The sequence below is a fragment of the Bradyrhizobium sp. USDA 3311 genome, assembly GCF_054062495.1.
Genome location: NZ_JBSSFI010000001.1, coordinates 4,695,364 through 4,721,831 on the forward strand (window position 1 = coordinate 4,695,364; position 26,468 = coordinate 4,721,831).

General features: G+C 65.4%; 23 protein-coding genes and 1 pseudogene. 15 read left to right on the plus strand and 9 right to left on the minus strand.

What is annotated here, in order from left to right; translation table 11 throughout:
• The first annotated feature begins 207 nt into the window (after positions 1-207).
• The 3 genes from ACVWW6_RS22195 to ACVWW6_RS22205 all read left to right on the plus strand — a co-directional run bounded on the left by ACVWW6_RS22195 (position 208) and on the right by ACVWW6_RS22205 (position 5,843).
• Positions 208-864 (plus strand): FecR family protein, encoded by a 657-nt coding sequence (locus ACVWW6_RS22195; RefSeq protein ID WP_097532197.1) that lies wholly within the window; start codon positions 208-210, stop codon positions 862-864.
• Between the two features lie 53 nt (positions 865-917).
• Entirely contained in the window at positions 918-1,781 is an 864-nt protein-coding gene (locus ACVWW6_RS22200) for a tetratricopeptide repeat protein (protein WP_038967162.1), read from the plus strand.
• 306 nt (positions 1,782-2,087) lie between these two features.
• Positions 2,088-5,843 (plus strand): tetratricopeptide repeat protein, encoded by a 3,756-nt coding sequence (locus tag ACVWW6_RS22205; protein WP_456683172.1) that lies wholly within the window; start codon positions 2,088-2,090, stop codon positions 5,841-5,843.
• 54 nt (positions 5,844-5,897) lie between these two features.
• On the opposite strand, the gene fliP is transcribed toward ACVWW6_RS22205, so the two are convergent.
• Together fliP and ACVWW6_RS22215 are read right to left on the minus strand one after the other, a co-directional pair.
• Entirely contained in the window at positions 5,898-6,650 is a 753-nt protein-coding gene (gene fliP / locus ACVWW6_RS22210) for a flagellar type III secretion system pore protein FliP (protein ID WP_028173298.1), read from the minus strand.
• Positions 6,647-7,627, minus strand: coding sequence for a flagellar biosynthetic protein FliO (locus ACVWW6_RS22215; RefSeq protein ID WP_456681386.1), 981 nt, complete (start codon positions 7,625-7,627; stop codon positions 6,647-6,649). The genes fliP and ACVWW6_RS22215 overlap by 4 nt, the downstream gene beginning before the upstream one ends.
• A gap of 351 nt (positions 7,628-7,978) precedes the next feature.
• Here ACVWW6_RS22215 and flgB point away from each other — a divergent pair, with 351 nt between their 5' ends.
• The 9 genes and pseudogenes from flgB to atzF all read left to right on the plus strand — a co-directional run bounded on the left by flgB (position 7,979) and on the right by atzF (position 17,187).
• Positions 7,979-8,383 carry a flagellar basal body rod protein FlgB gene (gene flgB / locus ACVWW6_RS22220; RefSeq protein ID WP_011088557.1) on the plus strand — a complete coding sequence of 135 codons (405 nt, stop codon included), beginning with the start codon at positions 7,979-7,981 and terminating at the stop codon, positions 8,381-8,383.
• 39 nt (positions 8,384-8,422) lie between these two features.
• Positions 8,423-8,848 carry a flagellar basal body rod protein FlgC gene (gene flgC / locus ACVWW6_RS22225; RefSeq protein WP_007602149.1) on the plus strand — a complete coding sequence of 142 codons (426 nt, stop codon included), beginning with the start codon at positions 8,423-8,425 and terminating at the stop codon, positions 8,846-8,848.
• A 16-nt stretch (positions 8,849-8,864) separates the two neighbouring features.
• Positions 8,865-9,173, plus strand: coding sequence for a flagellar hook-basal body complex protein FliE (gene fliE, locus ACVWW6_RS22230; RefSeq protein ID WP_011088556.1), 309 nt, complete (start codon positions 8,865-8,867; stop codon positions 9,171-9,173).
• A 118-nt stretch (positions 9,174-9,291) separates the two neighbouring features.
• Positions 9,292-9,555, plus strand: coding sequence for a flagellar biosynthesis protein FliQ (gene fliQ / locus ACVWW6_RS22235; protein WP_011088555.1), 264 nt, complete (start codon positions 9,292-9,294; stop codon positions 9,553-9,555).
• Positions 9,556-9,572: 17 nt separating this feature from the next.
• Positions 9,573-10,344: pseudogene (gene fliR / locus ACVWW6_RS22240) on the plus strand (flagellar biosynthetic protein FliR).
• A gap of 7 nt (positions 10,345-10,351) precedes the next feature.
• Positions 10,352-11,431, plus strand: a complete 1,080-nt coding sequence (flhB, locus tag ACVWW6_RS22245; RefSeq protein ID WP_182872096.1) for a flagellar biosynthesis protein FlhB — start codon at positions 10,352-10,354, stop codon at positions 11,429-11,431.
• 154 nt (positions 11,432-11,585) lie between these two features.
• A complete protein-coding gene (gene cckA / locus ACVWW6_RS22250; protein ID WP_182872095.1) occupies positions 11,586-14,171 on the plus strand; it encodes a cell cycle histidine kinase CckA in 2,586 nt (861 codons plus the stop codon).
• A gap of 471 nt (positions 14,172-14,642) precedes the next feature.
• Positions 14,643-15,632, plus strand: coding sequence for a Tim44 domain-containing protein (locus ACVWW6_RS22255; RefSeq protein WP_182872094.1), 990 nt, complete (start codon positions 14,643-14,645; stop codon positions 15,630-15,632).
• 169 nt (positions 15,633-15,801) lie between these two features.
• The gene (gene atzF, locus ACVWW6_RS22260; RefSeq protein ID WP_182872093.1) at positions 15,802-17,187 is read left to right on the plus strand and encodes an allophanate hydrolase; all 1,386 of its coding nucleotides are present in this window, start codon (positions 15,802-15,804) and stop codon (positions 17,185-17,187) included.
• Between the two features lie 10 nt (positions 17,188-17,197).
• Here atzF and ACVWW6_RS22265 read toward each other — a convergent pair whose 3' ends face one another.
• The 4 genes from ACVWW6_RS22265 to ACVWW6_RS22280 form a co-directional block, all read right to left on the minus strand.
• On the minus strand, positions 17,198-17,923 hold the full coding sequence (locus tag ACVWW6_RS22265; protein WP_028173302.1) for a Crp/Fnr family transcriptional regulator: 726 nt from the start codon (positions 17,921-17,923) through the stop codon (positions 17,198-17,200).
• Between the two features lie 90 nt (positions 17,924-18,013).
• On the minus strand, positions 18,014-18,853 hold the full coding sequence (locus ACVWW6_RS22270; protein WP_179883755.1) for an ABC transporter ATP-binding protein: 840 nt from the start codon (positions 18,851-18,853) through the stop codon (positions 18,014-18,016).
• Between the two features lie 20 nt (positions 18,854-18,873).
• The gene (locus ACVWW6_RS22275) at positions 18,874-19,698 is read right to left on the minus strand and encodes an ABC transporter permease (RefSeq protein ID WP_456681387.1); all 825 of its coding nucleotides are present in this window, start codon (positions 19,696-19,698) and stop codon (positions 18,874-18,876) included.
• A gap of 14 nt (positions 19,699-19,712) precedes the next feature.
• Entirely contained in the window at positions 19,713-20,714 is a 1,002-nt protein-coding gene (locus ACVWW6_RS22280) for an NrtA/SsuA/CpmA family ABC transporter substrate-binding protein (RefSeq protein WP_182872091.1), read from the minus strand.
• Positions 20,715-21,030: 316 nt separating this feature from the next.
• On the opposite strand from ACVWW6_RS22280, the gene ACVWW6_RS22285 reads away from it, so the two are divergent.
• The gene (locus ACVWW6_RS22285) at positions 21,031-21,705 is read left to right on the plus strand and encodes a lectin (RefSeq protein WP_456681388.1); all 675 of its coding nucleotides are present in this window, start codon (positions 21,031-21,033) and stop codon (positions 21,703-21,705) included.
• Between the two features lie 78 nt (positions 21,706-21,783).
• Entirely contained in the window at positions 21,784-22,491 is a 708-nt protein-coding gene (locus ACVWW6_RS22290; protein WP_182872089.1) for a glutathione S-transferase, read from the plus strand.
• A 312-nt stretch (positions 22,492-22,803) separates the two neighbouring features.
• Here ACVWW6_RS22290 and ACVWW6_RS22295 read toward each other — a convergent pair whose 3' ends face one another.
• The 3 genes from ACVWW6_RS22295 to ACVWW6_RS22305 all read right to left on the minus strand — a co-directional run bounded on the left by ACVWW6_RS22295 (position 22,804) and on the right by ACVWW6_RS22305 (position 24,539).
• Positions 22,804-23,478 (minus strand): methyltransferase family protein, encoded by a 675-nt coding sequence (locus tag ACVWW6_RS22295; RefSeq protein WP_011088543.1) that lies wholly within the window; start codon positions 23,476-23,478, stop codon positions 22,804-22,806.
• A 116-nt stretch (positions 23,479-23,594) separates the two neighbouring features.
• Entirely contained in the window at positions 23,595-23,768 is a 174-nt protein-coding gene (locus ACVWW6_RS22300; protein ID WP_165448166.1) for a hypothetical protein, read from the minus strand.
• A gap of 291 nt (positions 23,769-24,059) precedes the next feature.
• Positions 24,060-24,539, minus strand: coding sequence for a hypothetical protein (locus ACVWW6_RS22305; protein WP_182872088.1), 480 nt, complete (start codon positions 24,537-24,539; stop codon positions 24,060-24,062).
• Positions 24,540-24,786: 247 nt separating this feature from the next.
• On the opposite strand from ACVWW6_RS22305, the gene ACVWW6_RS22310 reads away from it, so the two are divergent.
• Positions 24,787-26,442: a fumarate hydratase gene (locus tag ACVWW6_RS22310; protein ID WP_060908192.1), complete on the plus strand. Its 1,656-nt coding sequence runs from the start codon at positions 24,787-24,789 to the stop codon at positions 26,440-26,442.
• Positions 26,443-26,468 lie beyond the last annotated feature (26 nt).

Sequence of the window (26,468 nt, forward strand, 5' to 3'; positions counted from 1 at the left end):
CTGACGGCACGGGGGAAAAGCTCGTTGAAATTGCCCGGCACGGATAGTGGCTCTTTCGGGCACGGCGATCAGCCGTTCGGATTAATCCGGAATAACCAGTTTGCCTGTCGTGGTTTGTTGCCGCTGGTCTGCCATGATGCCCGGTGGTGCCGACACCGTCGGAGCCGTTCGGATGCTCAAAACAACATCTTAAAAAAGGGGTGAGCCATGCGCACTCACGCAGCGACTGTTCTCGTGACAGGTATCGCCCTTGCGCTGGCCGCCTCGTCACCCCACCCAGTCCAGGCGCAGAGCGATTCTCCGCGGCGGGCCGTCCTGGATTCGTCGTCAAAGCCAATCGGGAAAGTTGTGGCAGCCGAGGGCTCGGTCATCATCGAGCATGTGGGAGCTGTCATTGTCCAGGCAAAAGTCCCGGGCGAATCCATCCAGACCAAGATTGGCGATCCGGTCTATTTGGGCGATGTGGTTCGAACCGATGCCGACAGTCGGGTCGGCATCAACTTCGTGGACGGAACTTCGTTCAACTTGTCGAGCAACGCCCGCATGAAATTGGACGAATATGTCTACGAGCCGGCTGGAAAGTCCAATTCGACGAGCTTCAATCTGACCAAGGGGACGTTCGTCTTTGTTGCCGGCCAGGTTGCGAAGACCGGCGACATGAGGATCGAAACGCCGGTCGCCACGATGGGCGTTCGAGGCACGACACCTCATGTCGAAATCTCAGATGACGGAACCACCAGGTTTTCCACTCTTATCGAAGAGGGCAAGAACAAATATCTGAAGAAGTCCGGCGGCACGGGGGCGCCGCGACCCGAGCAAAGGGCCGAGCACAAGCTCAATCTGAACATCTGCCGCGGGTGCTAACGCTGGTTCTAGCCTCCGCGCAATCGCCAGATCTCAGGGGACGGGGGCCTGACATGGAACCAAGATCGTCCGTCGCAAAAAGCGGAGTGGCGCTTGGCGTCCTGCTGTTGATTGGCTTGCCAGTCGCGGCCCAGAATTCCAAGGTGAAGACCAACTATCTCAGTCATATTGAACCGTGCAACGGGGTGGGTGCCACCCCGCTCGATGTCCGGATCGATGCCTGCACGGCTTTCATAGAGGCGAGTCAGGGTACGACAGCAGCTCTGGCTATCGCCTATAACAATCGCGGCAATGCCTACACCGCAAAGGGCGACTACGACAAAGCCATCCGCGATTTCGATCAGTCGATCGCGCTCAAGCCGACATACGCAAAGGCCTTCAACAACCGCGGTGTGGCTTACTTGAGGAAAGGCGAGTATGAGCTCGCGATCGAAGCCTTTGATGATGCGATCAAGCTCGATCCCGACTATGTCGCTGCCTTCGTCAACCGCGCCGGAGCCTATCTGAAGAAGAATGACCACCAGCGCGCGGCGCATGACTACGACGAGGCCATTCGTCTCCAGCCGGATTCGCAGGCCGCACGGAGCGGACGATGCTGGACCCGGGCGGTGCTTGGTGCCTGGCAGGCCGCGCTGGAGGACTGCGACAGAGCGCTTCAATCCGGATCGACCAGTGCTGCCGTGTACGACTCGCGCGGGCTGATTCACCTGAAGATGGGTGAGTTCGGTGCGGCGATCGCCGACTACAATTCTGCCTTGCGAGCCGCCCCGGAATTGGCGAGCGCGCTTTTTGGCCGCGGGCTTGCCAAGCTGAAGCAGGGCGACGCGATTGGCGGAGATTCCGACATTTCGGCTGCAAAGACGATTCAGGGCAACATCGGCGACGAGTTCGCGCATTATGGCGTCGGTCGCGACTGAGTTCACGACTGGATCTGGCTCGTCGATCATCGTGGAGGATTTTGTCGAGACGGCAGGCTGCGGCCCGGGCCGCGCCGGTCCCGCCCGGCGCCGGTGACGACGTGGTGTTAACGTCTCCTTAACCACTTGCTCTCCAGATTTGGAGCGCGAACGCCTAAGCCCACACGCGAGGCGTCGCGACGCGCTGAGCCGGATCAAGTCGCCCTTACAGCATTAACAAGTCCTTAATTGGCAAAACCTACATTCGACGCCATGTGCCGGCGCCATGTGCCGGTATGGGTCGTCGAACCGGAAGAAATGCCGCCAATGGCGCAGAAGGCTGCCGCTGGATTTGTGTCGCGAGCCCGCGCCCTGGCGTGGGGGCTGTCGCGTCATGTCCGCAACGCACCTGCGCTGGCAACCATCCTCCTGATCGCCGCAAGCCCGGCGCGGGCGGACTCGATCCGGGGCGAGGCCAGTTTTTCGGCCGCCGGCGGCTTCGCGCGTCTCGTGATCAGGCTCGGCGAGGATGTTCCCTCCGAGGTCACGACGGCCGGCTCCATTCTCATCATCCGTTTCGACCGGCCGGTCGACGTGCCCGTCGACCGGGTTCCGGAGGGGGCGCCCGACTACGTCAACTCCGCCCGCCGCGATCCCGACGGCGGCGCCATCCGCCTCTCGCTGGCGCGGCGCGTCACCGTCAACACCATGAATGCCGGCGAGCGCACCTTCATCGACCTCTTGCCCGAGGGCTGGAAGGGGCCGCCGCCGAGCCTGCCCATGGACGTGGTCAAGGAACTCGCCGAGCGTGCGCGCGTCGCCGAACGGGCGCTGCGTGCGCAGCGCGCCGCAGCCGAGACCAGGAAGCGTCCGCAGATCCGTGTGCGCGCTTCGGTGCAGCCGACCTTCGTACGCTTCGTGTTCGAGATGCCCGACGGCGTCGGCGTGTCTTCCGTGCTCAACGAGCAGAAGCTCACGCTCGCCTTCAACGCCAACCTCAGTTTCGACCTCGCCGACGCGGTGGTCGCCGCGCCGCCGAACGTTGCCTCGATCAAGCAGGAGGCCGACATCGACCAGACCAATGTCGAGATCGCGCTGATCGGCGATTCCGACGTGCACTCCTTCCGCGACGAGAAGAACTACGTCGTTGACGTCTCCTTCCAGCCGGACAAGGGCAAGACGGCTGCGACGCCGGAGGCCGCGATTGCGCAGGCCAAGCCTGCCAGCCAAGGCCATGGACCGGCACCGGCCGCGGAAAAGCCGGCGGCCGAGAAGAAGGACGCCCATCGCGAGATCGCACCGCCGACCTCCGAGACGATCGCGCGCGAAGCCAAGATCGATATCAAGCCCGAGGTGAAGCCGGAAGCGCCTGCCGCGATGCCCGCCGCCGAAGCGCCGAAACCGGCGGCGGCTCCCGCGGCCGAAGGTGCGCACGCTGCGGAAGCGCCCAAGGAAGCGGCGAAGGAAGCGACGAAGGAAGCCGCGAAGCCGACCCCGCCTGTTGCCGAAGCTCCGGCCGCGGCTGCCAAGCCGGCAATGGTCGAGGCGCCCAAGGAGGTCGTGAAGGAAGCGGCGAAGGAGCCGGTCAAGGAAGCAGCCAAAGCTGCGCCCGCCGAGGCGCCGGCCGCGCCGCAGCCGGCCGCACCAAGCGTCGATGCGCGCCGCGACAGCGACGGCTTGCGCGTGACGTTCCCGCTTCAGGTCACAACGCCTGCGGCGGCGTTCCGCCGCGGCGATACCGTCTGGCTGGTGTTCGACACGCCGAAGCCGATCGACGTCGAGGCGATCCGGACCAAGGGCGGGGCGATGATCGGCGAGGTCGGCCGCATCCCCCTCGACAAGGGGCAGGCGGTACGCATCCGTCTCACCCGGCCGCTGGTCTACTCGCTGACGAGCGAGGAGGTCGGCAAGGAGACCAACTGGCTGCTGACGCTCGCCGACAAGATCCAGGCGACGCCGCTGCCGCTGATGATGTCGCGCAACATCACCGATCCCGCGCTCGCCAACATCGCGATTCCCTTCGCCAATCCGGGCCTGCTGCACAAGCTCACCGATCCCGACGCCGGCGACATGCTCTATGTCGTCACCGCGCAGCGGCCGGTGCGCGGCTTCATCAAGCGTCAGGACCTCGTCGATCTCTCGCTGCTGGAATCCGCCCATGGCATCGCGATCCGGCCGAACTCCGACGAGGTCGGCGTCGAGGTCGGATCCGACAAGGTCATTCTCGGCAAGAAGGGCGGACTGACGTTGTCGCCGGTCGACATCTCCGCCGAGCGCGCCCCGACCGCGGTGCGCCCGATCTTCAGCCCCGAAGCCTGGCGCAAGGGGCAGTCGGAAAACTTCATAACGCGCCAGAGCGATCTGATCATGGCGATCTCGGCCGTCGAGCCTGCGCTGCGCTCGCTGCCGCGGCTCGACCTCGCGCAGTTCTACATGTCACGCGCGATGTATCACGAGGCCAAGGCCGTGACCGAATTGATGCTGAGCGATCCGCTCAACAAGGAGGAGAGCGGCGCGCTGATCATGCACGCGATCGCGAGCATCCTGATCGGCCGGCCGGCGCAGGGCCTGAAGGACCTCGCCAATCCCGTGATCGGCAACAGCCACGACTCCCAGCTCTGGAAGGCGCTCGCCCATGCGCGTCAGGGCAAATGGGCAGACGCGCGCGAGAAGTTCAAGAACGTCGAATTCGCGATCGCCTCGCTACCGCTCGACATCCAGCGCATCGTGACGATGGACGCGATGCGCGCCTCGCTCGAGGTGAAGGACTATGCCGGCGCCTCCAAGCGGCGCAGCGAGCTCGAGATCGTCGGCGTATCGCCCGAGGCTGCGCCCGGCTTCGCCGTTTTGCGCGGCAGGCTCGCCGAGGCGCTCGGCCACGACAAGGATGCGCTCGACGACTACAAGTTCGCGGTCGCCTCGAGCGACCGGCCGGCCGCGGCCGAGGCCAAGCAGCTCGAGATCGCGTTGCGGCAGAAGCGCGACGAGATCAGCAAGGAAGACGCGCTGCGCGAGCTCGAGACGCTGTCGATGACCTGGCGCGGCGACGCGATCGAGGTCAAGACGCTCCAGATGCTGTCGCAGATGTATGCCGAGAACGGGCGCTACCGGGACGCGCTCACGGCGGCGCGCACCGCGACGAAGCTGCAGCCGAATGCGGAAGCCTCGCGCCAGGCGCAGGATCTCGCCTCCGACCTGTTCACGCAGATCTTCCTGGGGCCCAAGGGTGACGAGCTGCCGCCGGTCGAGGCGCTCGGGATGTTCTACGAGTTCCGCGAGCTGACGCCGATCGGCCGCCGCGGCGACGAGCTGATCCGCCGTCTCGCCGACCGTCTCGCCTCGATCGATCTGCTCGATCAGGCCGCCGAGCTCTTGCAATACCAGGTCGACCACCGCCTCGAAGGCGCCGCGCGTGCCCAGGTCGCCGCGCGTCTTTCCATGATCTATCTCGCCAACCGCAGGCCGGACATGGCGATCTCGGCGCTGCGCGCGAGCCGCATCAGCGATCTCTCCGGCGAGCTCAGGCAGCAGCGTCTGCTGCTGGAGGCGCGGGCGCAGAGCGACGTCGGCCGGCACGATCTCGCGCTCGACATCGTCTCCAACGTCTCCGGACGCGAGGTGCTCCGCCTGCGCTCCGACATCTTCTGGGCGGCGCGGCGCTGGCGCGAGTCCGCCGAGCAGATCGAGCTCTATTACGGCGAGCGCTTCCGCGACTTCAAGCCGCTCAATGCGGTGGAGAAGAGCGACATCATCCGCGCCGCCGTCGGCTACGCGCTCGCCGACGATTCGATTGGCCTGTCGCGCTTTCGCGAGAAATACGCGCCGCTGATGAGCGAGAGCGCCGACCGTGTCGCCTTCGACATCGCCAGCAAGCCGGCCGCGGCCTCCAGCGCCGAATTCGCCGAGATCGCCAAGCTGGCTGCGAGCGTCGACACGCTCGACGGCTTCCTACGCGAGATGAAGCAGCGCTTCCCCGACGCCACCGCCCGCGCGCCAGCCGGGCCGCAGGCCAAGGAAGAGACCGACCACACCGGCTCGCTGCCGAAGATCCCCGCGCTGCGGCAGATCAAGATGACGCGGTAGCAATCTCGCGACGCGAGACAGGTCCGGCTTCGTCGCCTGAGGACGGCTGTCGCCTCATCCCCCGTAGCTCTGCACCAAGCTCCCAGCCACCAGCGACCAGCCGTCGACCAGAACGAAGAAGATCAGCTTGAACGGCAGCGATATCGTTGCCGGCGGCAGCATCATCATGCCCATCGACATCAGCACGGAGGCGACGACGAGGTCGATGATCAGGAAGGGCAGGAACAGCAGGAAGCCGATCTCGAAGGCGCGCTTCAGCTCGGAGATCATGAAGGCGGGGATGAGGATGCGGAGCGCGAGCTCGTCGGGGGTGGCCGGCGGCGGCTCGCCGGAGAGGTCGAGGAACAGCTTGAGATCCTTCTCGCGCACGTTCTTCTGCATGAAGCCGCGCAACGGGACCGAGGCGCGCTGGAGCGCATCCTCGACGCCGATCTGGTTGGCGACGAGCGGACGGATGCCTTCGTCGTAGGATTTTTGCAGGACCGGCCCCATCACGAAGAAGGTGAGGAACATCGCGAGCGCGATGATCACCGAGTTCGGCGGCGCGGTCGCCGTGCCCATCGCGGTGCGCAGGAGCGACAGCACGACCACGATGCGCGTGAACGACGTCATCATGATCAGGATCGACGGCGCGATCGACAGCACCGTGAGCAGCGCGATGAGCTGAATCGCGCGCTCGGTGACGCCGCCGCCCTGGCCGCCGAGATTGATGCTGATGTCCTGCGCATGCGCCAGGCTTGCGAGCGAAGCCGCGCCGATCAGGACAGAAAGAAAAAGAACTCTACGCGGGAGGGCCGGCAGCCTCACGAAGACGGCTTCGGACGGCCGAGCAGGGAGGCCATCTCGTCTTCGAGATTCTCAAAGCTGGTCTTTTCCGGGGCAGGCTTCGGCGGCGGGGCCGGGGGTGCCGGCGGCTCGCTGCGTGCGGCGCGCGGGGGAGCGGCCGGCGGCTCCGGCGCAACCGGAGGCGCGACCGTCTCGCAGGCCGGGCGGCGCAGCGCAGCCTCTAACCGCTGCGCCATTTCGGCCAGATTCTGTTCGGCGCTTGAGGGCGCAGCAGGAGCGGGGGGCGGCGGCGGAACGGGCGGAGCCTGCGGCACGGGCGGAGGCGGCGGCGCAACCGCGCGCTCGGCGCGCACGGGCGGCACCTTCGCCGGCTCGCTTTGGCGCGGCGGACGCGGCATCAGCGGCGGCTCGCTGCGGGCAACGCGCGGTGGTAGCGGCAGCGGCTCAGGCCGCGGCTCGCGCTCGGGACGCGGCGCGATCGGCTCGGGCGGAAAGCCCGCCAGCGGCGGCTCGCTGCGGCGTTCGGCCAGTGCGGGCGCGGGCCGGCGGACTTCGTCGGCGAAGGACGGGCGCGCGGGCCGCGGCGGCGGCTCGGGCATTTGCGGCTCGGGATGATCGAGCATCTCGGGCCGCGGCACTTCGTCGGCCCAGCTGCCGGCATCGGGCATCGGGGCAAGGCGCGGCGGTTCGGCGGCGTTGGGACGCTGCGGAAGCTGGTCGCGGCCGGGCGCGGCGCGCACGATGTTGGGCTCGACGACGATGTCGGTCGGGCCGCCGATCATCAGGAGGTGTTCGACATTGTCGCGCCGGACCAGCACCAGGCGGCGCCGGCCGTCGACGGCGGCAGCATCGATCACGGCGAGCCGGGGCATCCGGCCGCGCTGGGTGTTGGCGCCGAGCCGGCTGCTGGCGAATCGGCGAACCAGCCATGCAGCGACGCCGATCAACGCCAGAACGACGATGAACGCGACGATGAAGGTGATAGGGCTGCCTTGCATACTTGTCCCCGAGAAATGGCGCTCTTCTCGTGCCAATGGTCAGACGCGCCAACCACCGGCCTACGATGCCCCAAACTGCGATCTCTTAACGTCCCACGGCAAGTTTTGCCGTCCCCAACTCTTAATAACCTATGAATCGCCCGATCCAAAACGACTTCTTGGCCTGTGCATGCGCCGCCAAGCGGTTGGGTTAATGCCACTTTTGGAGGCGTAGAATCACGGGGGAACGAATCCGTGTCCCGGCCCGGGACATGCATCTGTGACATCCTTAACCACCTGTTAACCATACAGGCGGCAAATTCTGCCTAGCTTCGGACCCTGGGTCCGGAAGAGGCGGAAGGAGCCGCGACGATGTCCATCAACGACCTCCCGGTGCTGTCGGCGCTTCGCACCAAGATGCAGTGGCATCAGGAACGCCAGCGCGTCCTGTCCGAGAACGTCTCCAATTCCGACACGCCCAAATTCCGGCCGCGCGACCTGGTCGAGCCGAAGCTCGACAGGGCTGGCGCGGTCACGGGGTCGATGGGCCCGCTGGCAATGACCGTCACCAGCGCGTCTCACATGACGCCGTCGGGCGCGGCCTCGGGTTTCGACCAGAACAGGAATGCCGGCTTCGAGACCCGCCCTGCGGGCAACGCCGTCAATCTCGAAGAGGAGATGATGAAGGCCGCCAGCAACCAGATGGATTACGCGGCGGCGACCTCGCTCTATTCGAAAAGCCTGCGTCTGCTCAAGACCGCGATCGGCAAGGGCTAGAGCATGATCCCGGAACAGAAGAGCTAGAGGAGGCGCATCATGGCCAATGACAGCAGCGACTTTGCCCGCTCGATGGCGATCGCGACCTCCGGCCTGCGCGCGCAGGCCGGGCGCATGCGGGTGATCTCAGAGAACATCGCGAACGCGGATTCGACGTCGCAGACCGCAGGCGGCGATCCCTACCGGCGCAAGGTGCCGACCTTCTCCTCCGCGCTCGACCGCACGCTCGACGCGCAGGTCGTCACCCTCGGCAGGATCAAGCCGGACCAGTCGAACTTCCGCACCAAATACGAACCGAACAATCCGGCCGCCGATGCGACCGGCAACGTCAAATATCCCAACGTGAACTCGGTGGTCGAGATGACCGACATGCGCGACGCGCAGCGGTCCTACGAGGCCAATCTCAACATCATCAGTGCGACGCGCCGGATGATCCAGCGCACGCTCGACATCCTCAAGAGCTGAACAGGACATTTGAGCCATGGCATCACCGACAATCGCCGCCAACGCCTATGCCAACCTTGCCCGCGTGCTGGAGAACAGCGGCGCCGGCAAGGGCAGCGAAGCAAGCGGGCAGTCCTTCGCCTCGCTCCTGAAGGACGCCGTCGGCAGCGTCATGGAGTCCGGGCGCAAATCCGACGCGCAGACCGTGGCGATGGCCGCCGGCAAGGCCAACGTGATGGACGTGGTGACGGCGGTCGCTGACACCGACGTTGCCGTCTCCACGCTGGTCTCGGTCCGCGACCGCGTGATCTCGGCGTATGAAGACATCATGAAGATGCCGATCTGATTTTTAGGCACGTCATTCCGGGGCGGTGCGAAGCACCGAACCCGGAATCCCGAGATTCCGGGTTCTCGCTTCGCGAGCCCCGGAATGACGACAAACAATTCAAAGTGAGAAATCGAAAATGACCGGACCCGAGACCCTCGACGTCGCGCGCGATGCAATCTGGACGATCGTGATCGTGTCGTCGCCCCTGATGGTGGTCGGCCTTGTGGTCGGCGTGATCGTGTCGCTGTTCCAGGCGCTGACGCAGATCCAGGAGCAGACGCTGATCTACGTGCCGAAGATTCTGGCCATCTTCGCCACAATGCTGTTGGCGCTGCCGTTCATGGCCGACTCGCTCCACGCCCACATGCTGCGGATATCGTCGCGAATCATCGGCGGCTGAGGCAAGATGCGTAGATTATGCGCATCGACGTCTCGCTGCTGCCGGCGCTTGCGGCGGCCTTCATGCTCGTCTTCGCCCGGGTCGGCGCGATGGTGATGCTGTTGCCGGGCCTGGGCGAGACCAACATCCCGACGCGGGTGAAGCTGTCGATCGCGCTCCTGCTCACGCTGATCATCCTGCCGCTGCATCGCAGCGCCTATCACGTCGACATGGGCTCGCTGGCGCCGCTTCTGGTGCTGATGTTGCATGAGATCGCGATCGGCATCGTGCTGGGGGCAACCGCGCGCGTGACGCTGTCGGCGCTCCAGGTTGCGGGTTCCGTGATCGCGCAGCAGATGGGGCTCGGCTTCGTCACCTCGGTCGATCCGACGCAGGGACAGCAGGGCGTGCTGGTCGGCAACTTCCTGACCATGCTCGGGGTGACGCTGCTGTTCGCCACCGACAGCCATCATCTGGTGATCGCGGCGCTGAACGACAGCTATGCGATCTTCTCGCCGGGCGAGACCGTGTCGAGCGGCGACGTCGCCTCGCTTGCAACGCGCGCCTTCGCCGCCGCGTTCCGCCTCGGCCTGCAGCTCTCCGGACCGTTCCTGGTGTTCGGCCTCCGTCTTCAACATCGGGCTCGGGGTGCTGGCGCGGCTGATGCCGCAGATGCAGGTCTATTTCGTCGGCGTGCCGCTGTCGATCTTCGCCGGCTTCCTGGTGCTGGCCGTGGTGCTCACCGCGATGATGGGCACTTTCCTGGACTACTTCATCGGTGTCATGCACCAGATGATGCCGCTCAAGTAGGTGATCGATGGCGGAAGACAACGATCCAGAGAGCCAAACAGAAGACCCGACGCAAAAACGCCTCGACGAGGCGCTCGAACGCGGCGATGTCGCCAAGAGCCAGGAGATCAACACCTGGTTCATGATCGCGGGCGGCACGCTCGTGGTCTCGACCTTCTCGGGCTCGGTGGGCAGCGGGCTGGTGACGCCGATGCGCAACCTGCTCGCCAATTCCTGGATGATCAAGACCGACGGCCGGGCCCTGCTGGCGCTGATGCAGCAGATCGAATTCGCCGTGCTTGCGGCGATCGGGGTGCCCCTGCTGATGCTGGTGCTGGCGGCCGTCGCCGGCAACATGCTTCAGCACCGCCTGGTCTGGTCGGCCGAATCCCTCAAGCCGAAATTCAGCAAGCTCTCGCCCGCGGCCGGTTTCAAGCGCATCTTCGGCAAGCAGGCGGCCGCGAACTTCCTGAAAGGCCTCGGCAAGCTGATCGTGCTCGGCGTGGTCATGGGCACGATCCTGTGGCCGGAGCGGCATCGCATGGAGGCGATGGTCAGGCTCGATCCGGCTGCCATGCTCGGCGCCACCACCAGCTTGACCATTCATCTGCTCGGCGCGGTGGTCGCGGCGCTCGCGATCATCGCCATAGGCGACTACTTCTTCCAGTATCGAAGCTGGTTCCAGCGGCAAAAGATGTCGCTCCAGGAGATCAAGGAAGAGTTCAAGCAGTCCGAAGGCGACCCGCACATCAAGGGCAAGATCAGGCAGCTGCGGCAGCAGCGCGCCAAGAAGCGCATGATGGCGGCGGTTCCCAAGGCCTCCGTGATCATCACCAACCCGACCCACTATTCGGTGGCGCTGTCCTACGAGCGCGGCATGCAGGCACCGATCTGCGTCGCCAAGGGCGTCGACAATCTCGCCTTCAAGATCAGGGAGATCGCGCGCGAGCACGACATCCCCATCGTCGAGAACGTGCCGCTCGCCCGCGCGCTCTACGCCACCGTCGAGATCGACCAGGAAATCCCGACCGAGCACTACCATGCGGTCGCCGAGGTCATCGGCTACGTCATGCGGCTGAAGCGCGGATTCGGCGCCGGGCGGGGATAAAATACCCAAAAAGTACCGGAAATGGCCGTAATCTGGGAATCAGCGTACCTTTCGCCCTTGCTGCCCTTGCGCCTGCGGGTCCGATTCAGGCAGGGAGGACCCCACGCGCGCCGCAGCGCGTTGATTCTCTGCCGACAGGCTGCGCCAGCTCGAGATGACTGCTGAGACCGACCACGACCTCACACGCGAGCCCGTTGCGGCGCACGAGCCTTCGCCGCGCTCGGGCAGCATTGCGCTGGTGCTGCTGGTGGCCGCCGGCCTGGTCGCGGTCGCCGTCGGGCTGATGACGCTCGGCCGCGCGCAGGCGCAGCCCTATATCCTCGGCATCCTCGCCGTGCTGGCGATGGTCGGCCTGTTCAACCTGTTCGCCTTCGCCGCCGGCATCATCCGCTTCGCCGACCGCAGTCTCGACGATCCAGTCGTGGGTCGTATCGCCGATCATGGCTTCGACGGGCTGGCCGTGACCGATCCGCGCGGCCATGTGGTCTATTCCAACGCGGCCTATCTGACCCTGACCGGCGCTAGCGGCCCGCAGGACGTGCGCCCCGTCGAGCGCGTCTTCATCGGCAATCCCGACGTCTCCGAAGCCGTGTTCCGGCTGCTGAAGGCCGCCCGAGAGGGCAAGCGGCAGCAGGAAGAGGTGCGCATCTCCGGCCATGACGGCAGCCAGGGCCGCTGGCTGCGCATGCGGGTGCGCCCGCTCGGCACCGGGAAGCGCGAGGCGAAATACGCGGTGTGGTCGATCGCCGACATCACCCGCGACCGCGAGCGCCAGGAGGACGTGTTCCAGGAGCTCCAGCATGCGATCGAATATCTCGATCACGCGCCTTGCGGCTTCTTCTCGGTCAATCCGGCCGGCGAGCTCGCTTACGTCAACGCGACGCTGGCGAACTGGCTCGATTACGACCTCGCCGAGATCGGCTCGGGCGGGCTGAAGCTCGCCGACATCGTTTCCGGCGACGGCGCTTCGCTGCTCAGCTCCATCGTGGCGGTGCCGGGCGAGGTGAAGACCGAGGTCTTCGACATCGACCTGCGCATGCGCACCGGCAAGACCATGCCGGTGCGGCTCTATCACAAGCTCGCCTTCGGCGCCGACGGCGCGCCGGGGCCGTCGCGCACGCTCGTGATCAGCCGCGCCCGCGACGAGCGCAGCGATCCGGACCGCGCCGCCGAAGTGCGTTTCATGCGCTTCTTCGACCACACGCCGATGGCGATCGCCACCGTCGACCGCGGCGGCAACGTCGTGCGCGCGAACGCGCGCTACGCCAAGCTCGCGCAGGGCCTCGGCCTCGACAGCGCCAGCAAGTCGATCTTCCGCGCCATCAATTCACGTGACCGCCACCTGGTGATCACGGCCATCAACCAGGCCGCGGAAGGCAAGGCCGACATCGCGCCGGTCGAGGTGGCGCTGGAAGGAACCAAGGAGCGCTGGGGCCAGTTCTTCGTCACGCCGGTCGACGCGGCCGAGAACGACGCGGAAGCCGCCATCGTGCACATGCTCGAGACCACCGAGCGGCGCGCGCTGGAGAACCAGATCAACCAGTCGCAGAAGATGGAGACGGTCGGCCAGCTCGCCGGCGGCATCGCCCACGACTTCAACAACGTGCTGTCCGCCATCATGATGGCGAACGACTTCCTGCTGAACGCGCACAAGCCGACCGATCCGTCGTTCCAGGACATCATGCAGATCAAGCAGAACGCGACGCGCGCCGCGACGCTGGTGCGGCAGCTGCTCGCGTTCTCGCGGCGGCAGACGCTGCGCCCGCAGGTGCTGGATCTCGGCGATGCGCTTTCCGACCTCACCATGCTGCTGCGCCGGCTGATCGGCGAGAAGGTCAAGCTCGACCTGATCCACGGCCGCGACCTCTGGCCGGTGAAGGTCGACGTCTCCCAGTTCGAGCAGGTGATCGTCAACCTCGCGGTGAACGCGCGCGACGCCATGCCCGATGGCGGCAAGCTGATCATCCGCACCGCCAACGTCGCCACCGAGGATGCGGGCAAGCTCGCCTACAAGGGCATGCCGGCGGCGGACTATGTGCGGATCGAGGTCGCCGACACCGGCACCGGCATCCCCGCCGACATCCGCGACAAGATCTTCGAGCCGTTCTTCTCGACCAAGGAAGTCGGCAAGGGCACCGGCCTCGGCCTCTCCACCGTCTACGGCATCGTCAAGCAGACCGGCGGCTTCATCTATGTCGACTCCGAGCCGGGGCAGGGTACCTCGTTCCACATCTTCCTGCCGCGCCACCATGCCGAGCCGGAAGTGCAGGTCGAGCAGCCCGCGGCAGTGGTCAGCACGGCCAATGGCGCCGCGAAGGAAGCCGTTCCCGCCACGGCCGAAGCGAAGCCGCGCACCGATCTGACCGGACAAGGCACGATCCTTCTCGTCGAGGATGAAGAAGGCCTGCGCGCCCTCAACGCACGCGGCCTGCGCTCGCGCGGCTACACCGTGGTCGAGGCCGAGAACGGCGTCGAGGCAATGGAGATGCTGGAGGAGCAGAGCGGTGCGATCGATCTCGTCGTCTCCGACGTGGTGATGCCGGAGATGGACGGCCCGACGCTGCTAAAGGCGATGCGCGAGAAGAACCCTGATATCAAGTTCATCTTCGTCTCCGGCTACGCCGAGGACGCGTTCGAGAAGAGCTTGCCCGAGGGCCAGCAGTTCGACTTCCTGCCAAAGCCGTTCACGCTCAGCCAGCTCGTGGCGGCGGTGAAGGAGACGATGACGAAGCAGGGGTGAGCGCTGCGCGTGGGATGCACACACCGCGCGGCAATCTCCGCCGTCGTCCTGGCGAACGCCAGGACCCATACCGCGTGATCCATCGATTGCGCGCGCTGCCAATCCCGAACGACCAGTCTTCGCCAAACCGCCTCTTGGGGTAATGGGTCCTGGCGTTCGCCAGGACGACATCGAGGAGGCCGCGCGCAATTGTCCCAACACCGTCATTGCGAACGTGGCGAAGCAATCCAGACTGTCTCCGCGGAACCAGACTGGATTGCCTTGTCCCAAGGGCTCAATGACGAGGAAAAAGCGGAGCCTTAGCCCTAAAGGCCGCCGGTAACGGGCGACCATGGCCCTTTGCGCGCGGCCCGGCCAAACCCCCGCCGAATATGGGCTTTTGCCACATCCCCGCGACTGAGGGCCGCAGCTACAAGTTCCGAAACCGGCTTCACTTTTCGCTCCGGCTGCCCATCTTAGGGGCACGTCCCCATGCCGGGGATTTGGGAAACGAACATGAATTTCTCGCAACGCTCCCGCAGTCTCTTCAAGACGATCGCCGTCGTGCTGGCGCTTGCGCTGCCGACAGCGCTGGCGATCTCGTCCGCCGACGCGCGCGTCGGTGGCGGCATGTCGTCGGGTTCGCGCGGCTCGCGGACCTATTCGGCGCCGCCGTCAACCACGACCGCGCCGGGCTCGACCTCGCAGTTCAACCGCACCTACACCCAGCCGGGCGCAGGCATGAATTCGGCCGCGACCGCGCCCGCGCGCGGCGGCCTGTTCGGCCGCGGCGGCGGTTTCCTGGGCGGCCTTGCGGCCGGCTTCCTCGGCGCAGGCCTCTTGGGCATGCTGTTCGGCGGCGGCCTGTTCGGCGGCCTCGGCGGCCTGTCGTCGATCCTGGGCCTGATCATCCAGATCGTGCTCGTGGTGTTCGTGGTGCGGCTGGCGATGTCGTGGTGGCAGCGCCGCCACACGCCGCAGGCGGCCTATGCCAACGCTGATGCAGGTAGCGGTCCGGGACCGCAGACGAGCTATCGCAGCGGCCTCGGCGGCTTCGGTTTCGGCGCCAACAACGCGCCGCTCGAGATCAAGCCGGTCGACTATGAGGCGTTCGAGCGCCTGCTCGGCGATGTCCAGACCGCATGGTCGAACGAGGACGTGGCCAAGCTGCACACGCTCGCGACACCGGAAATGGTCTCCTATTTCGAGCAGGACCTCGGCCAGAACCGCGCGCGCAACGTCGTCAACAAGGTCACGAACGTGAAGCTGTTGCAGGGCGACCTCGCTGAAGCCTGGCGCGAGGGCGAGACCGACTACGCCACGGTGGCGCTGCGCTTCGCGCTCACCGACAAGACGCTTGACCGCAACACCGGCGCTGTGGTTGCCGGCAGCGAGCAGCCGGGTGAGGTCACCGAAGTCTGGACCTTCGCCCGACGCCCGGGCGGCGCCTGGGAATTGTCGGCGATCCAGCAGACCAACTGATCGCGAGCGAATTGAACAATCAGGGCGTCGTGCTTCGGCACGGCGCCTTTTTCTTTGAGCCGCATTTATCCCCGATCCGGCCGACCATTTGGGCGAAGCACTTAATTGCTTGTTGCCCGCGCGCTGCTCCCGCAATTTCGCGCCTGCCGGTCAGCGAAGGAGATATTCGGTGAGTCAGTCTGTCGCGCGCTCCAGGACAAATCACGAAACCATCGCCAGGAATTCGTCATCGGCGCTGGAGGCGATCGAAACGGCGTATGACCGGATCGAGGCCGAGCGCGACCGCAATTGCTGGATCTATCTCCGCCCGCGGGAGGAGGCACTGGAAGAATGCCGCAAGCTGGTGGCGCGCGCGCGGACGGGCGAAAATCTTCCGCTCCTCGGCATTCCGTTTGGTGTGAAGGACAATATCGATGTCGAGGGGATGCCGACCACTGCCGCATGCCCGGCGTTCAGCTACACGCCTTGGCATTCCGCGCACAGCGTCGAACGCCTCACCGCGGCCGGCGCAATTTGCCTCGGAAAGACCAATCTCGATCAGTTCGCCACAGGCCTGTCTGGCGCGCGTTCGCCCTATGGCCCCTGCGCGTCGGTTGCCGACGCGCGCTATGTTTCGGGCGGCTCCAGTTCCGGCTCCGCGGTCGCCGTGGCGGCCGGGCACGTCGCGTTCGCGCTCGGCACCGATACCGGCGGATCCGGCCGCATACCTGCCGGCTTCAACAACATCGTCGGAATCAAGCCGACCGTTGGGCTGGTGTCATCACGCGGGCTGGTGCCGAATTGCCCGACGATCGATTGCGTCTCGGTGTTCTGCAATACCGTCAGCGACGGCGAGGCGATCATCGAAATTATCGAGGGGTTCGATTTCGAAGATCCCTACAGCCGCGTGCCCAGGGCCTTTTCTTTCGCCACAGGGACAGTGCCATCGTTCCGGTTCGGCCGCATCGCGTCCGCCGATCTCGAATGCTTCGGCATGCCGGAATGCGGCGAGCTCTATGAGCGCGCCTGCGAGCGTTTCACGCAGATCGGAGGAACGGCGATCGAGGTGGACTTCGCCCCGTTCCGCCAGGCCGGGGAGTTGATGTTCAGCGGGCCCTGGGTCGCGGAGCGGCACTCGGCCATCGCTTCGCTGATGGACATCGATTCCGGCTCCCTGCTTGACGTCACGAGGACCGTGCTGGGCTCAGCCGCCGGCTATTCAGCGATCGACACGTTTGGTGCCATTCACCGGTTGCACCGACTTCGCCGCGACGCCGAGGCGATCTTTGCGGGTATCGATGCGCTGGTGGTCCCGACCGCACCGCGGCCGTTCACGCTGGAGGAGATGGATCGCGATCCGATCACGCTCAACAATCGCCTCGGCTACTACTCGTACTTCGCCAATCTGCTCGATCTCTGCGGCGTGGCGGTTCCGAACGCGACATTGCCGAACGGCATGCCCATGGGCGTGACCCTGCTGGCGCCGGCCTGGCATGATCGCGCGCTGATCGGACTGGCGCGGCGGTTCGAGGCCAGTGCAGGCCGAGCGGCTTTCGAATTGAAGTCTGGCGGCTGAAGGGCGGATATTATTCCATCCCTTGCCCGAGCGTCGAAAGATCCAGGATCGAAATCACGGATCTGTCGTACCTGATCACGCCTTCCTCCTGGAGCCGCGCGAGTTGTACTGTTACCCATTGGCGGGTGGAGCCGATGAGATTGGCGAGATCGCCGTGGGTAAACGGCATCCCGACGACGATCTCGCCGCCGCGCTTCACGCCGTAGACGTGCGACAGGAAGATCAACAGGCTGTGCAGCCGCTCGGTCACCGAGCGCGTCCCGAGCATCTGGGCCATCGCCGAATAGCATCGCGCCTTGAATGCCAGGGCATCCAGCAAGGCGACGGCGATCGTCGGCGATTCGAGCGCAAGCCGCCGCAGCGCCGGTCCGGGCATGAACGTCAACCGGCTGCGTTCGGCCGCAACCGATGTCCACATGTGCGGGCCCGTTCCGAATATATCGGGGCCGCCGACGAAGTTGCCGGGAAACCAGTAGGCGAGCGTGACCTCGCGCCCCGACGGCGCCGCATAGTAGCTGCGGATGCGTCCCTCGCTGATCAGGTAGATCCCGGCCTGTGTGTCGCCCTGAGACCAAACGAGTTGGCCGGCTTCCAGGGCCTTCTCGCGTCCGATCGCACGCAGCCGATTGCAATCGGCCCGGCTGAGACCGTCCAGCAAGCCGGGCAGCGGCCTGACGAGATTGTCCGACTCGGCCAGCATCACGCCTGCCGCTATCGCGCTATTCGCCCTGTGCATCGCCGGCTCCACTGTGAGACCCGGCATCGATTATTCAAGAACCATGCCAGCGCGCTGCCGGCTGCTGCTCGATTTCCGAGTTCTGGGCGATCAGCTCGCGTCCGACTGATTGAACGCCCGCAGCCCTTCTGCGCGGATGACGTCGAGACAATCCTTCTTGAGGGAAAGATAGGTTGGCTCGACCATGACGGCACTCGACCGCGGGCGCGGCAGCTTGACCGCGACTTCGCGCAGGATGCGGCCGGGTCCCGCGCTCATGATGAGAACGCGGTCGGCCAGCACGATGGCTTCATCGATGTCATGGGTGACGAACACGATCGTCGCCTTGATCCGGTCGCGCAGCTCCAGCAGATTGTCTTGCATCACCGCCCGGGTCTGGGCGTCGAGGGCTCCGAAGGGCTCGTCCATCAGCAACACGCGGGGCTGATTGGCCAACGCTCGCGCGATCGCCACGCGCTGTTGCATGCCGCCGGACAGCGTGTTCGGATAGGCGTCGGCGAAACGCTTGAGACCGATCATCGCGATCAGATCGTCGGCGATGGCATTCGCTTCCGTCCTGGACTTCCCAAGCATCCTGGGGCCGTGGGCGATGTTCCTGCGGACAGACTTCCAGGGGAAAAGATGCGGCTGCTGGAACACCATGCCGACATCGGGGCGCGGGCTGTAGACACGCGAGCCCTCGACCAGGATGTCGCCTTCAAACGGCACTTCCAGTCCGGCGATCGTATTGAGCACCGTCGACTTGCCGCAGCCGGAGGGCCCGACGATGCAAACGAACTCGCCAGGCGCCACGTCAAAGGAAACGCGATCCACCGCGATGGTCTGCCCGCGATTGGTGTCAAATACGATGCTCAGGCTTGAGACTTGAATGGCCGGTTGTTTCCGCGCCGATTCGACGGAGGCCGGCGAACTTGCCAGAGCCAGTTTTATGATCGATCGAGGTCCCGACATCAGCGCCACCAGACAGTACGTTCTGCAAGCGCCGAAAACAGCCGGTCGGCAATGAACGAAATCAACCCGAGCGCTGCGAGCCCGCCCATGACCTGGCCCGTTTGCAAATTCTGCTGCGCAATCTCGATCCTGTAGACAATGCCGGCGAAAGCGCCGGCAAGTTCGGCCGCGACAAGCGTGTAGAAGGAGATGCTGACGGCGGTGCGCAACCCGACCACGATGTAGGGAAGCGCGCCCAGCAGGACGATCTCCTGAAGCATCTGCCGCCGTGGCGTGCCGAGCATCAACGCCGCCCGAATGAGGCCGCGGTCGACCTTTTGCACGCCGATGTGGGTCGAAAGCCAAACCGTGAAGAACACGCCCCATACGACGAGGAACAGTTTTCCCGCTTCCGACAGGCCGAACCAGAGGATGACGATCGGCACGAAGGCAATCGGCGGAATTGGCCGGAGGATATGGAATAGCGGGGACAGCAAGCTCGAGATGACAGGGAATTGGCCGGTGAGGATGCCGAGCAGGATGCCGAGCGCGCCGCCCACGATGAACCCCGTGGTGACGCGAAAGAGGCTGGCCAGCAGATCGCCAAGGAACTGTCCGCTTCGTATCCACTCGAGGACCGCCGCAGTAACCACCGTCGGCGGCGGAAACAGCACCATGTTGACGGCCCCGGAACGAGAGACCAGTTCCCAAAGGCCGACGAACAAGGGAAGCGAAAGCGCCCCGATCAGAATGTTGAGGCGGCGAAGACGGGCTGAATCCGGCCGCCGACCGCGACCGTCGGTCCGGAGAGCAATCTCCTGTCGTGCTGAAGTGCCGTCCTGCATGGCTGTGCGGGTGCCTATTTCCACGAGAGGGTGACGCGTGCGGGGTCGACCTTCTTCAGTGGCTCGGCGACGACGACCTTGCTGAAGTCGGGCATCGCCGCTCCCGGAGGATGGTTGCCGCTCTCGAGGCGCCATGCGGAGTGAGTCTTGAGAATCTCGATCAGCCGATCGTCGAGACGCACCCGGTAGACATAGTCGGCCCAGATCGGAGCGAGGTCGTCACGCTTCATGCCGACCGCGTCCGCCACCACCGTGATCGCTTCGTCCTGATGTGCCTTCACCCAGACCTCGGCATCGATCAGTGCGGCGATGAACTTCTCGACCACCGCCGGGTTGGCATCCAGATAGGTCCTCATGACGACGATGTTGAACGTCTCGGAGTAGGTGCCCGTTGTATCGAGCTCAGCGACGGCTTCGCCCAGGGCCTTCTTCGCGTTGGCGATGTGGGGTTCCCAAGTGTCGATCGCGTCGATGCTTCCGGCTGCCAGTGCCGGCAGCATTTCCTGCGGCCGCAGGTTGACGAGGGTGACATCCTTGGGCGTCAACCCCGCCGACTTCAGCAAAGTCGCCGTGTAGACCTCGCTGCCGGTGCCGGCCGTGAATCCGATTCGCTTGCCGCGAAGGTCTGGCTTGGTCTTGACGCCGGCCTTGGCCGCGACGACCGTCTTGAGGTCGGAATATTCCATGCCGGCGACGAAGGCGATGGGTTGGTTTGCCATCGCCGAAGCGGTGACCGGCGCCTCCGCCGTCGTCGCGATGTCGGCGCCGCCCCCGATCACGGTGTCCAGGCACTGCTTGCCGGACGTGAAGTTCGAGACCGTGATGTCCAGTCCGTTCTTTTCGAAAATCCCCTTCGATTTGGCGACGATCGCAAGGCCGGAGATCGGTCCGAGGTTCTGCGCCAGCCGGGCTTTGAGCAATTCCGCGGCCGAGGCGCAGCCCGGACCGATGGCAAGGCAGCAAAGCGCGGCATAGCCGGTAATTGCCGCGATTGGGCGGACGGTGTTCCAGTGCATGACGATCTCCCCTCGCGCCGCGCCCGGCGGCAGCCCCGATGTGCTCGCGGATGCCGCCCTGAACGGCCCCGCAACGGACTCCCGCGTCCTCCCCTGGGCGATCGCTTGAGGATCGGCCTCTGTTGGTATGCTCACCCGGCGCTACGGTCCCGGGAAGCAATTAATCGACACGGCCTTCGGGGGCGGCCGGTCCCGCGCCTCCGCTCGAGGTGACGCGCGGTGGGCGGCCGGAATAATGTCCGTCGTGACGGGTTCGTGTCAGAGGGTCAAAGACGGGCCAGCCAAGAGCAATCGCAGGACCAAACGGGAGGATAGGATGAACTTTATTGCCAGGGTCATCGTACCAACGGGCGCTGCGCTCGCGGTCTTCGCAAGTCCATCGGTGCTGGCGCAGTCAGCCGATATAACCTTCTTCGTGACCTCGAGCGGGCCGGGCAAGGGTGCCGATCTCGGCGGCCTGGAAGGGGCCGATGCGCACTGCCAGAAGCTCGCTCAGGCCGTCGGCGCCGGCGCCAAAACCTGGCGCGCCTATCTCTCGACCCAGGCCGCCGACGGCAAGCCGGCCGTCAACGCGCGCGACCGCATCGGCAAGGGGCCGTGGCAGAATGCGAAGGGCGCGGTCATCGCCAAGGATGTTGCCGAGCTTCATGGCCCCGCCAACAACCTGACCAAGCAGACGGCGCTCAGCGAGAAGGGTGAGGTCTCCAACGGAGTCGGCGATACGCCGAACCGCCACGACATTCTCACGGGGACGCAACCCGACGGCACCGCATTTGCCGCCGGCGACGACAAGACCTGCAAGAACTGGTCGTCCAGCACGCAAGGTACTGCGGTGGTCGGCCATGCCGACCGGCGGGGCCTGCGTGACGACGAGCCGTCGAAATCGTGGAACAGCTCGCACCCCTCGCGCGGTCCCGATGGCGGCTGCTCGCAGGCCGATTTGAAGAGCACGGGTGGCGACGGGCTGCTGTATTGCTTCGCGGCGAATTGAGGCGCGGAACACCGTCCACCGTCATCGAGTTCGTGGTTGCGTGCTACACTTGCCGCAACGCAATCACGGACTGTTTCCATGAAGTACGAGCTCTACTACTGGCCCGAGATTCAGGGCCGCGGCGAATATGTGCGGCTGGCGCTGGAGGAGGCGGGTGCGGCCTACGTCGACGTTGCGCGCGGCCCGCGCGGAACAGCTGCGATGATGAAGATGATGGACGCGCATGAGGGCACACCGCCCTTCGCGCCGCCATTCCTCAAGGCCGGCAGGCTCGTCATCGGCCAGACCGCCAACATCCTGCTCTATCTCGGCGCCCGCCACGCCCTTGCGCCGAAGACGGATGCAGGCAAACTCTGGGTGCACCAGCTCCAGCTCACCATCGCCGATCTCGTGCTGGAGGTTCACGACACCCATCATCCACTTGGGCCCTCGCTCTATTACGAGGACGCGCGGCCTGCGGCGAAGAAGCGCACGGCCGAGTTCTGGAGCGAGCGCGTGCCGAAATATCTCGGCTATTTCGAACAGCTGCTCGCCGGCAATGGCGGCACTTACGTCACCGGCCGCCGGCTGACCTATGTCGACCTCTCGCTGTTCCAGATCGTCGCCGGGCTGCGCTATGCCTTCCCCAGGCGCATGAAGGCGTTCGAGGCAGACATCCCGGGCCTCGTCGGCCTGCACGACCGCGTCGCCGCGCGGCCGAACATCAAGGCCTATCTTGCGAGCGAGCGTCGCATTGCCTTCAACGAGCAGGGCATATTCCGGCGCTACAAGGAGCTCGATAGTTAGCCGGTCCGGAGGGAGGCTGGCGGCAGCCCCCGTTCCGGACCGGCCGTATCGGGCGCGATCAATCGCCCGAACGCGTCGTGGCTCCCGAGCGCCCGTGAACGCTCCGGACCAGATCGATCGTTTGAATCATCGGGGGCGGGAGCGAGGTCATGCTCGTCAGGGCAGGGGGGCTTGCAGAACATCGTCGCGTCTCCCGTTCACGTGGGTGCGGGCTCCCTCTAGCGGGCTTCGGTTGCGGCGACGTCAGTCGATCGGAGGAGGGCAGGCGCTTTCCTAGGAGTTTCGACTCCTGCACGGGACAGTGATGCGCGCTCACCACACGCCGGGTAGCAGACGGTAGCGCACCCGCATCGCATAGTCGGCATAGCCCGGCAGGCCCTCGCGCAGCGTGCGCTCCTCGATGCGGATTCGGACTGCTAGCAGCGCGAGGAAGAGCGGCTCCATCGCAAGACCCCACCACGAGCCCAGCAGCAGCGGGACGCCGGCGAAGAACAGGATCATGCCGCTGTACATGGGATGGCGCACATGCGCGTAGGGCCCCGTCGAGATCACGTGCTGCGCGCGTTCGGCTTGCAGCTTCACCACCGGCGCGGCGAACGAGTTTTCGCGGAACACCCACATCGTGAACAGCGTCGAGGCGAGGAACAGCACGAGGCCGAGGACCTGCAAAGCGAGCGGCATGCCGGAGGCAAGCTGGCGCCGGTCGAGGCCCATCGCGACCAGCCAGGCCAGTATCGCGAGCACGAACACGGCGATGAACGCCTTGTCGGCGGGCGGCTGGTCTTTCTGGATGACCGGACGGAGACGCTCGGCGAGCAGCGCCGGATCAAGCCGGTAGAGCCACCAGCCGCAGAGCGGGCCGAGTAGCGCGGAGGCGATCAGCATCACCCAGGCGCCGGGCCACTGCAGCGTGCCGGCGGACGCGAACAGCAGCGCGCCCGTCGCGACGACGAAGACCGTGTTCTGCAACAAGAGCCGTGCGATCATGCGCAGGTCCCGGGGCAATCCCGCGCCATATTAACCCGGCTATCCGGCAAAGATGCGGCCGGACACGCGAAAAGCCCGATCGACCGGATCGGGCGCTTCAACTTCGGCAGGCCGGATCAGGCGAGCTGATCGATCCGCGTGCCCTGACCCGGCGGCAGCGGCACGGGCGGCTGCGGCTTGTAGGTCGGGTCGGTGTCCTTGGTCTTGGCCTGATCGTCCTGCTGCTTGGTCGTGTCGTAGCTCGGGACCACGATCGCGATCGGCGGCGGCGCAACGGTAGAAACGCTCATCCACAAATCCTCACACATGGAAACAATTGAGTCTGTCCTGCGAGGAGCGAAATTTCCCTCAAGCCAATCGTTAAAATGCGAGGGATCTGGTGCGGTGGGAGGCGTCTTCGCGCCTGTCATTGTGCAATTTCAACGGGCGCCAACTCTCTCATCCGTCATTGCGAGCGCAGCGAAGCAATCCAGTCTGTCTCCGCGGAGGGACTCGCAATGACGGAGTATGCAGCGGGCGACGTTACGACACACGCGAGTCGCGCCTGCGGAAAGCGCGAGGCCTGCGGCAGACGCGCCGGCCTACTCGTCCTTCGGACGCGTGATCGCGATCGAGGCTTCCGTCTTGGTGCGCGAGCAATCCATGTTGAGGCGCTTGAAGCGCATCGACACCTTGTCGCCACGGAGCAGGCCCATGCGCTTCAGGCAGCGCGTCGCGCCTTTCGCGGTGTCGTCCTTCGGCACCGTGAAGATGATCGCGGCCGCGGACGCGACGAGGTCATAGAACTGCGGCGTCGGCTTGCGGTCGCCCTTGGCATAGAGCTCGTTGGAATAGTTTTGCCCCTGCGCGCGGCAGCCGAGCGAGAGCTCCTTCGCCGCCGGGTGGGTGAGGTAGATGATGTTGGCGGCCTTGAAGTTGACCTTCAGCCTGTCGATGCCGCTCGCAAGCTGCTTTGCGATGTCATCGCACTGGTCCGCGCGGGCAGGCGAGGCGAGGGTCACAAGGCCGGTGATGGCGGCGGCGACCAGGATCGCGCCGCGGAAGTTCGGTTCGAAAATCATGATGAAAAGCCCCTTAGGGCGCGCATTCAACCTTCGTCGCGCGCCGAGCGCAAGGGGTGGACGCAAGGCCTGCCGGGCACGATCATCACCGCCTGCGGGCGGCCGACGGTGACCGAAAAAGGGCCGTCATGACGTCGAATGGGATGCCCCGACCGCGCCGGAACGCCTTCCCTTTACGGCAAAAAAGCTTAGAACGCTTCTATGCCAGGGGCCCGCGCGAGGGCTCCAAAACCCCGAGATTCGCTCCATGAACGCTCCCACCGCCTTCCCCGACCCCGCAAAGCCCGTTCCGCCCTACAAGCACACCCCGCTGTTCCCGTTGGGCAAGGACGAGACGCCCTACAAGAAGATTTCGTCCGAGGGTATCCGGGTCGAGAAGGTCCTGGGCAAGGACATGCTGGTGGTGTCGCGCGAGGCGCTGCGGGCGCTGTCGGAGGCGGCTTTCGGCGACATCAACCATTACCTGCGCCCCGGCCATTTGAAGCAGCTCCGCGCGATCCTGGAGGACGGCGAGGCGAGCCCGAACGACAAGTTCGTCGCGCTCGACTTCTTGAAGAACGCCAACATCGCGGCCGGCGGCGTGCTGCCGATGTGCCAGGACACCGGCACCGCGATCATCATGGGCAAGAAGGGCTGCAACGTCATCACCGACGGTGACGACGAGGCGGCGCTGTCGGAAGGCGCGCGCGATGCGTACCTGCGCCGCAACCTGCGCTACTCGCAGGTCGCGCCGCTCTCGATGTACGAGGAGAAGAACACCGCCAATAACATGCCGGCGCAGTGCGAGATCTACGCCGAGGGCGACGACGCCTACAAGTTCATGTTCATGGCGAAGGGCGGCGGCTCCGCCAACAAGAGCTTCCTGTTCCAGGCGACGCCTTCCGTCCTGACCAAGGACCGCCTGCTCGCGTTCCTGAAGGAAAAGATCCTCACGCTCGGCACCGCGGCGTGCCCGCCCTATCACCTCGCCATCGTGATCGGCGGCACTTCGGCCGAGCTCTGCATGAAGACGGTGAAGCTTGCGTCGGCCCGCTATCTCGACGCGCTGCCGACCCACGGCTCGCCCGACGGCAACGCCTTCCGCGACGTCGAGATGGAGAAAGAGATCCACAAGATGACGCAGTCGCTCGGCGTCGGCGCGCAGTTCGGCGGCAAGTATTTCTGCCACGACGTGCGCGTGATCCGCATGCCGCGCCATGGCGCCTCGCTCCCGATCGGGCTTGGCGTGTCCTGCTCGGCCGATCGCCAGGTGCTCGGCAAGATCACCAGGGACGGCGTCTATCTCGAGGAGCTCGAGCACAACCCGGCGCAATATCTGCCGCAGGTCGAAGAGGCGCTCGGCGGCGAGGTCGTCAAGATCGACCTCAACCAGCCGATGAAGGACATCCTGGCGACGTTCTCGAAATATCCGATCAAGACCCGCGTCTCGATGACCGGCACCATGATCGTGGCGCGCGACTCGGCCCATGCCAAGCTGCGCGAGCGGCTGGAGAAGGGCGAGCCGCTGCCGGACTACTTCAAGAACCATCCGGTCTACTACGCCGGCCCCGCCAAGACGCCGGAGGGCTATGCCTCCGGTGCGTTCGGTCCGACCACCGCGGGCCGCATGGATTCCTTCGTGGACCAGTTCCAGGCCGCGGGCGGCTCCATGGTGATGGTGGCCAAGGGCAACCGCGCGCCGGCCGTGCGCGAGGCCTGCAAGAAATATGGCGGCTTCTATCTCGGCTCGATCGGCGGCGCCGCGGCGAACCTCGCCGAGCATTGCATCAAGAAGGTCGAGGTGCTCGAATATCCCGAGCTCGGCATGGAAGCGATCTGGCGCATCGAAGTCGTGGATTTCCCGGCGTTCATCATCATCGATGACAAGGGGAATGATTTCTTCAAGGAGTTGAATTTGGGCTAGCTCTTCACCTCTCCCCGCTTGCGGGG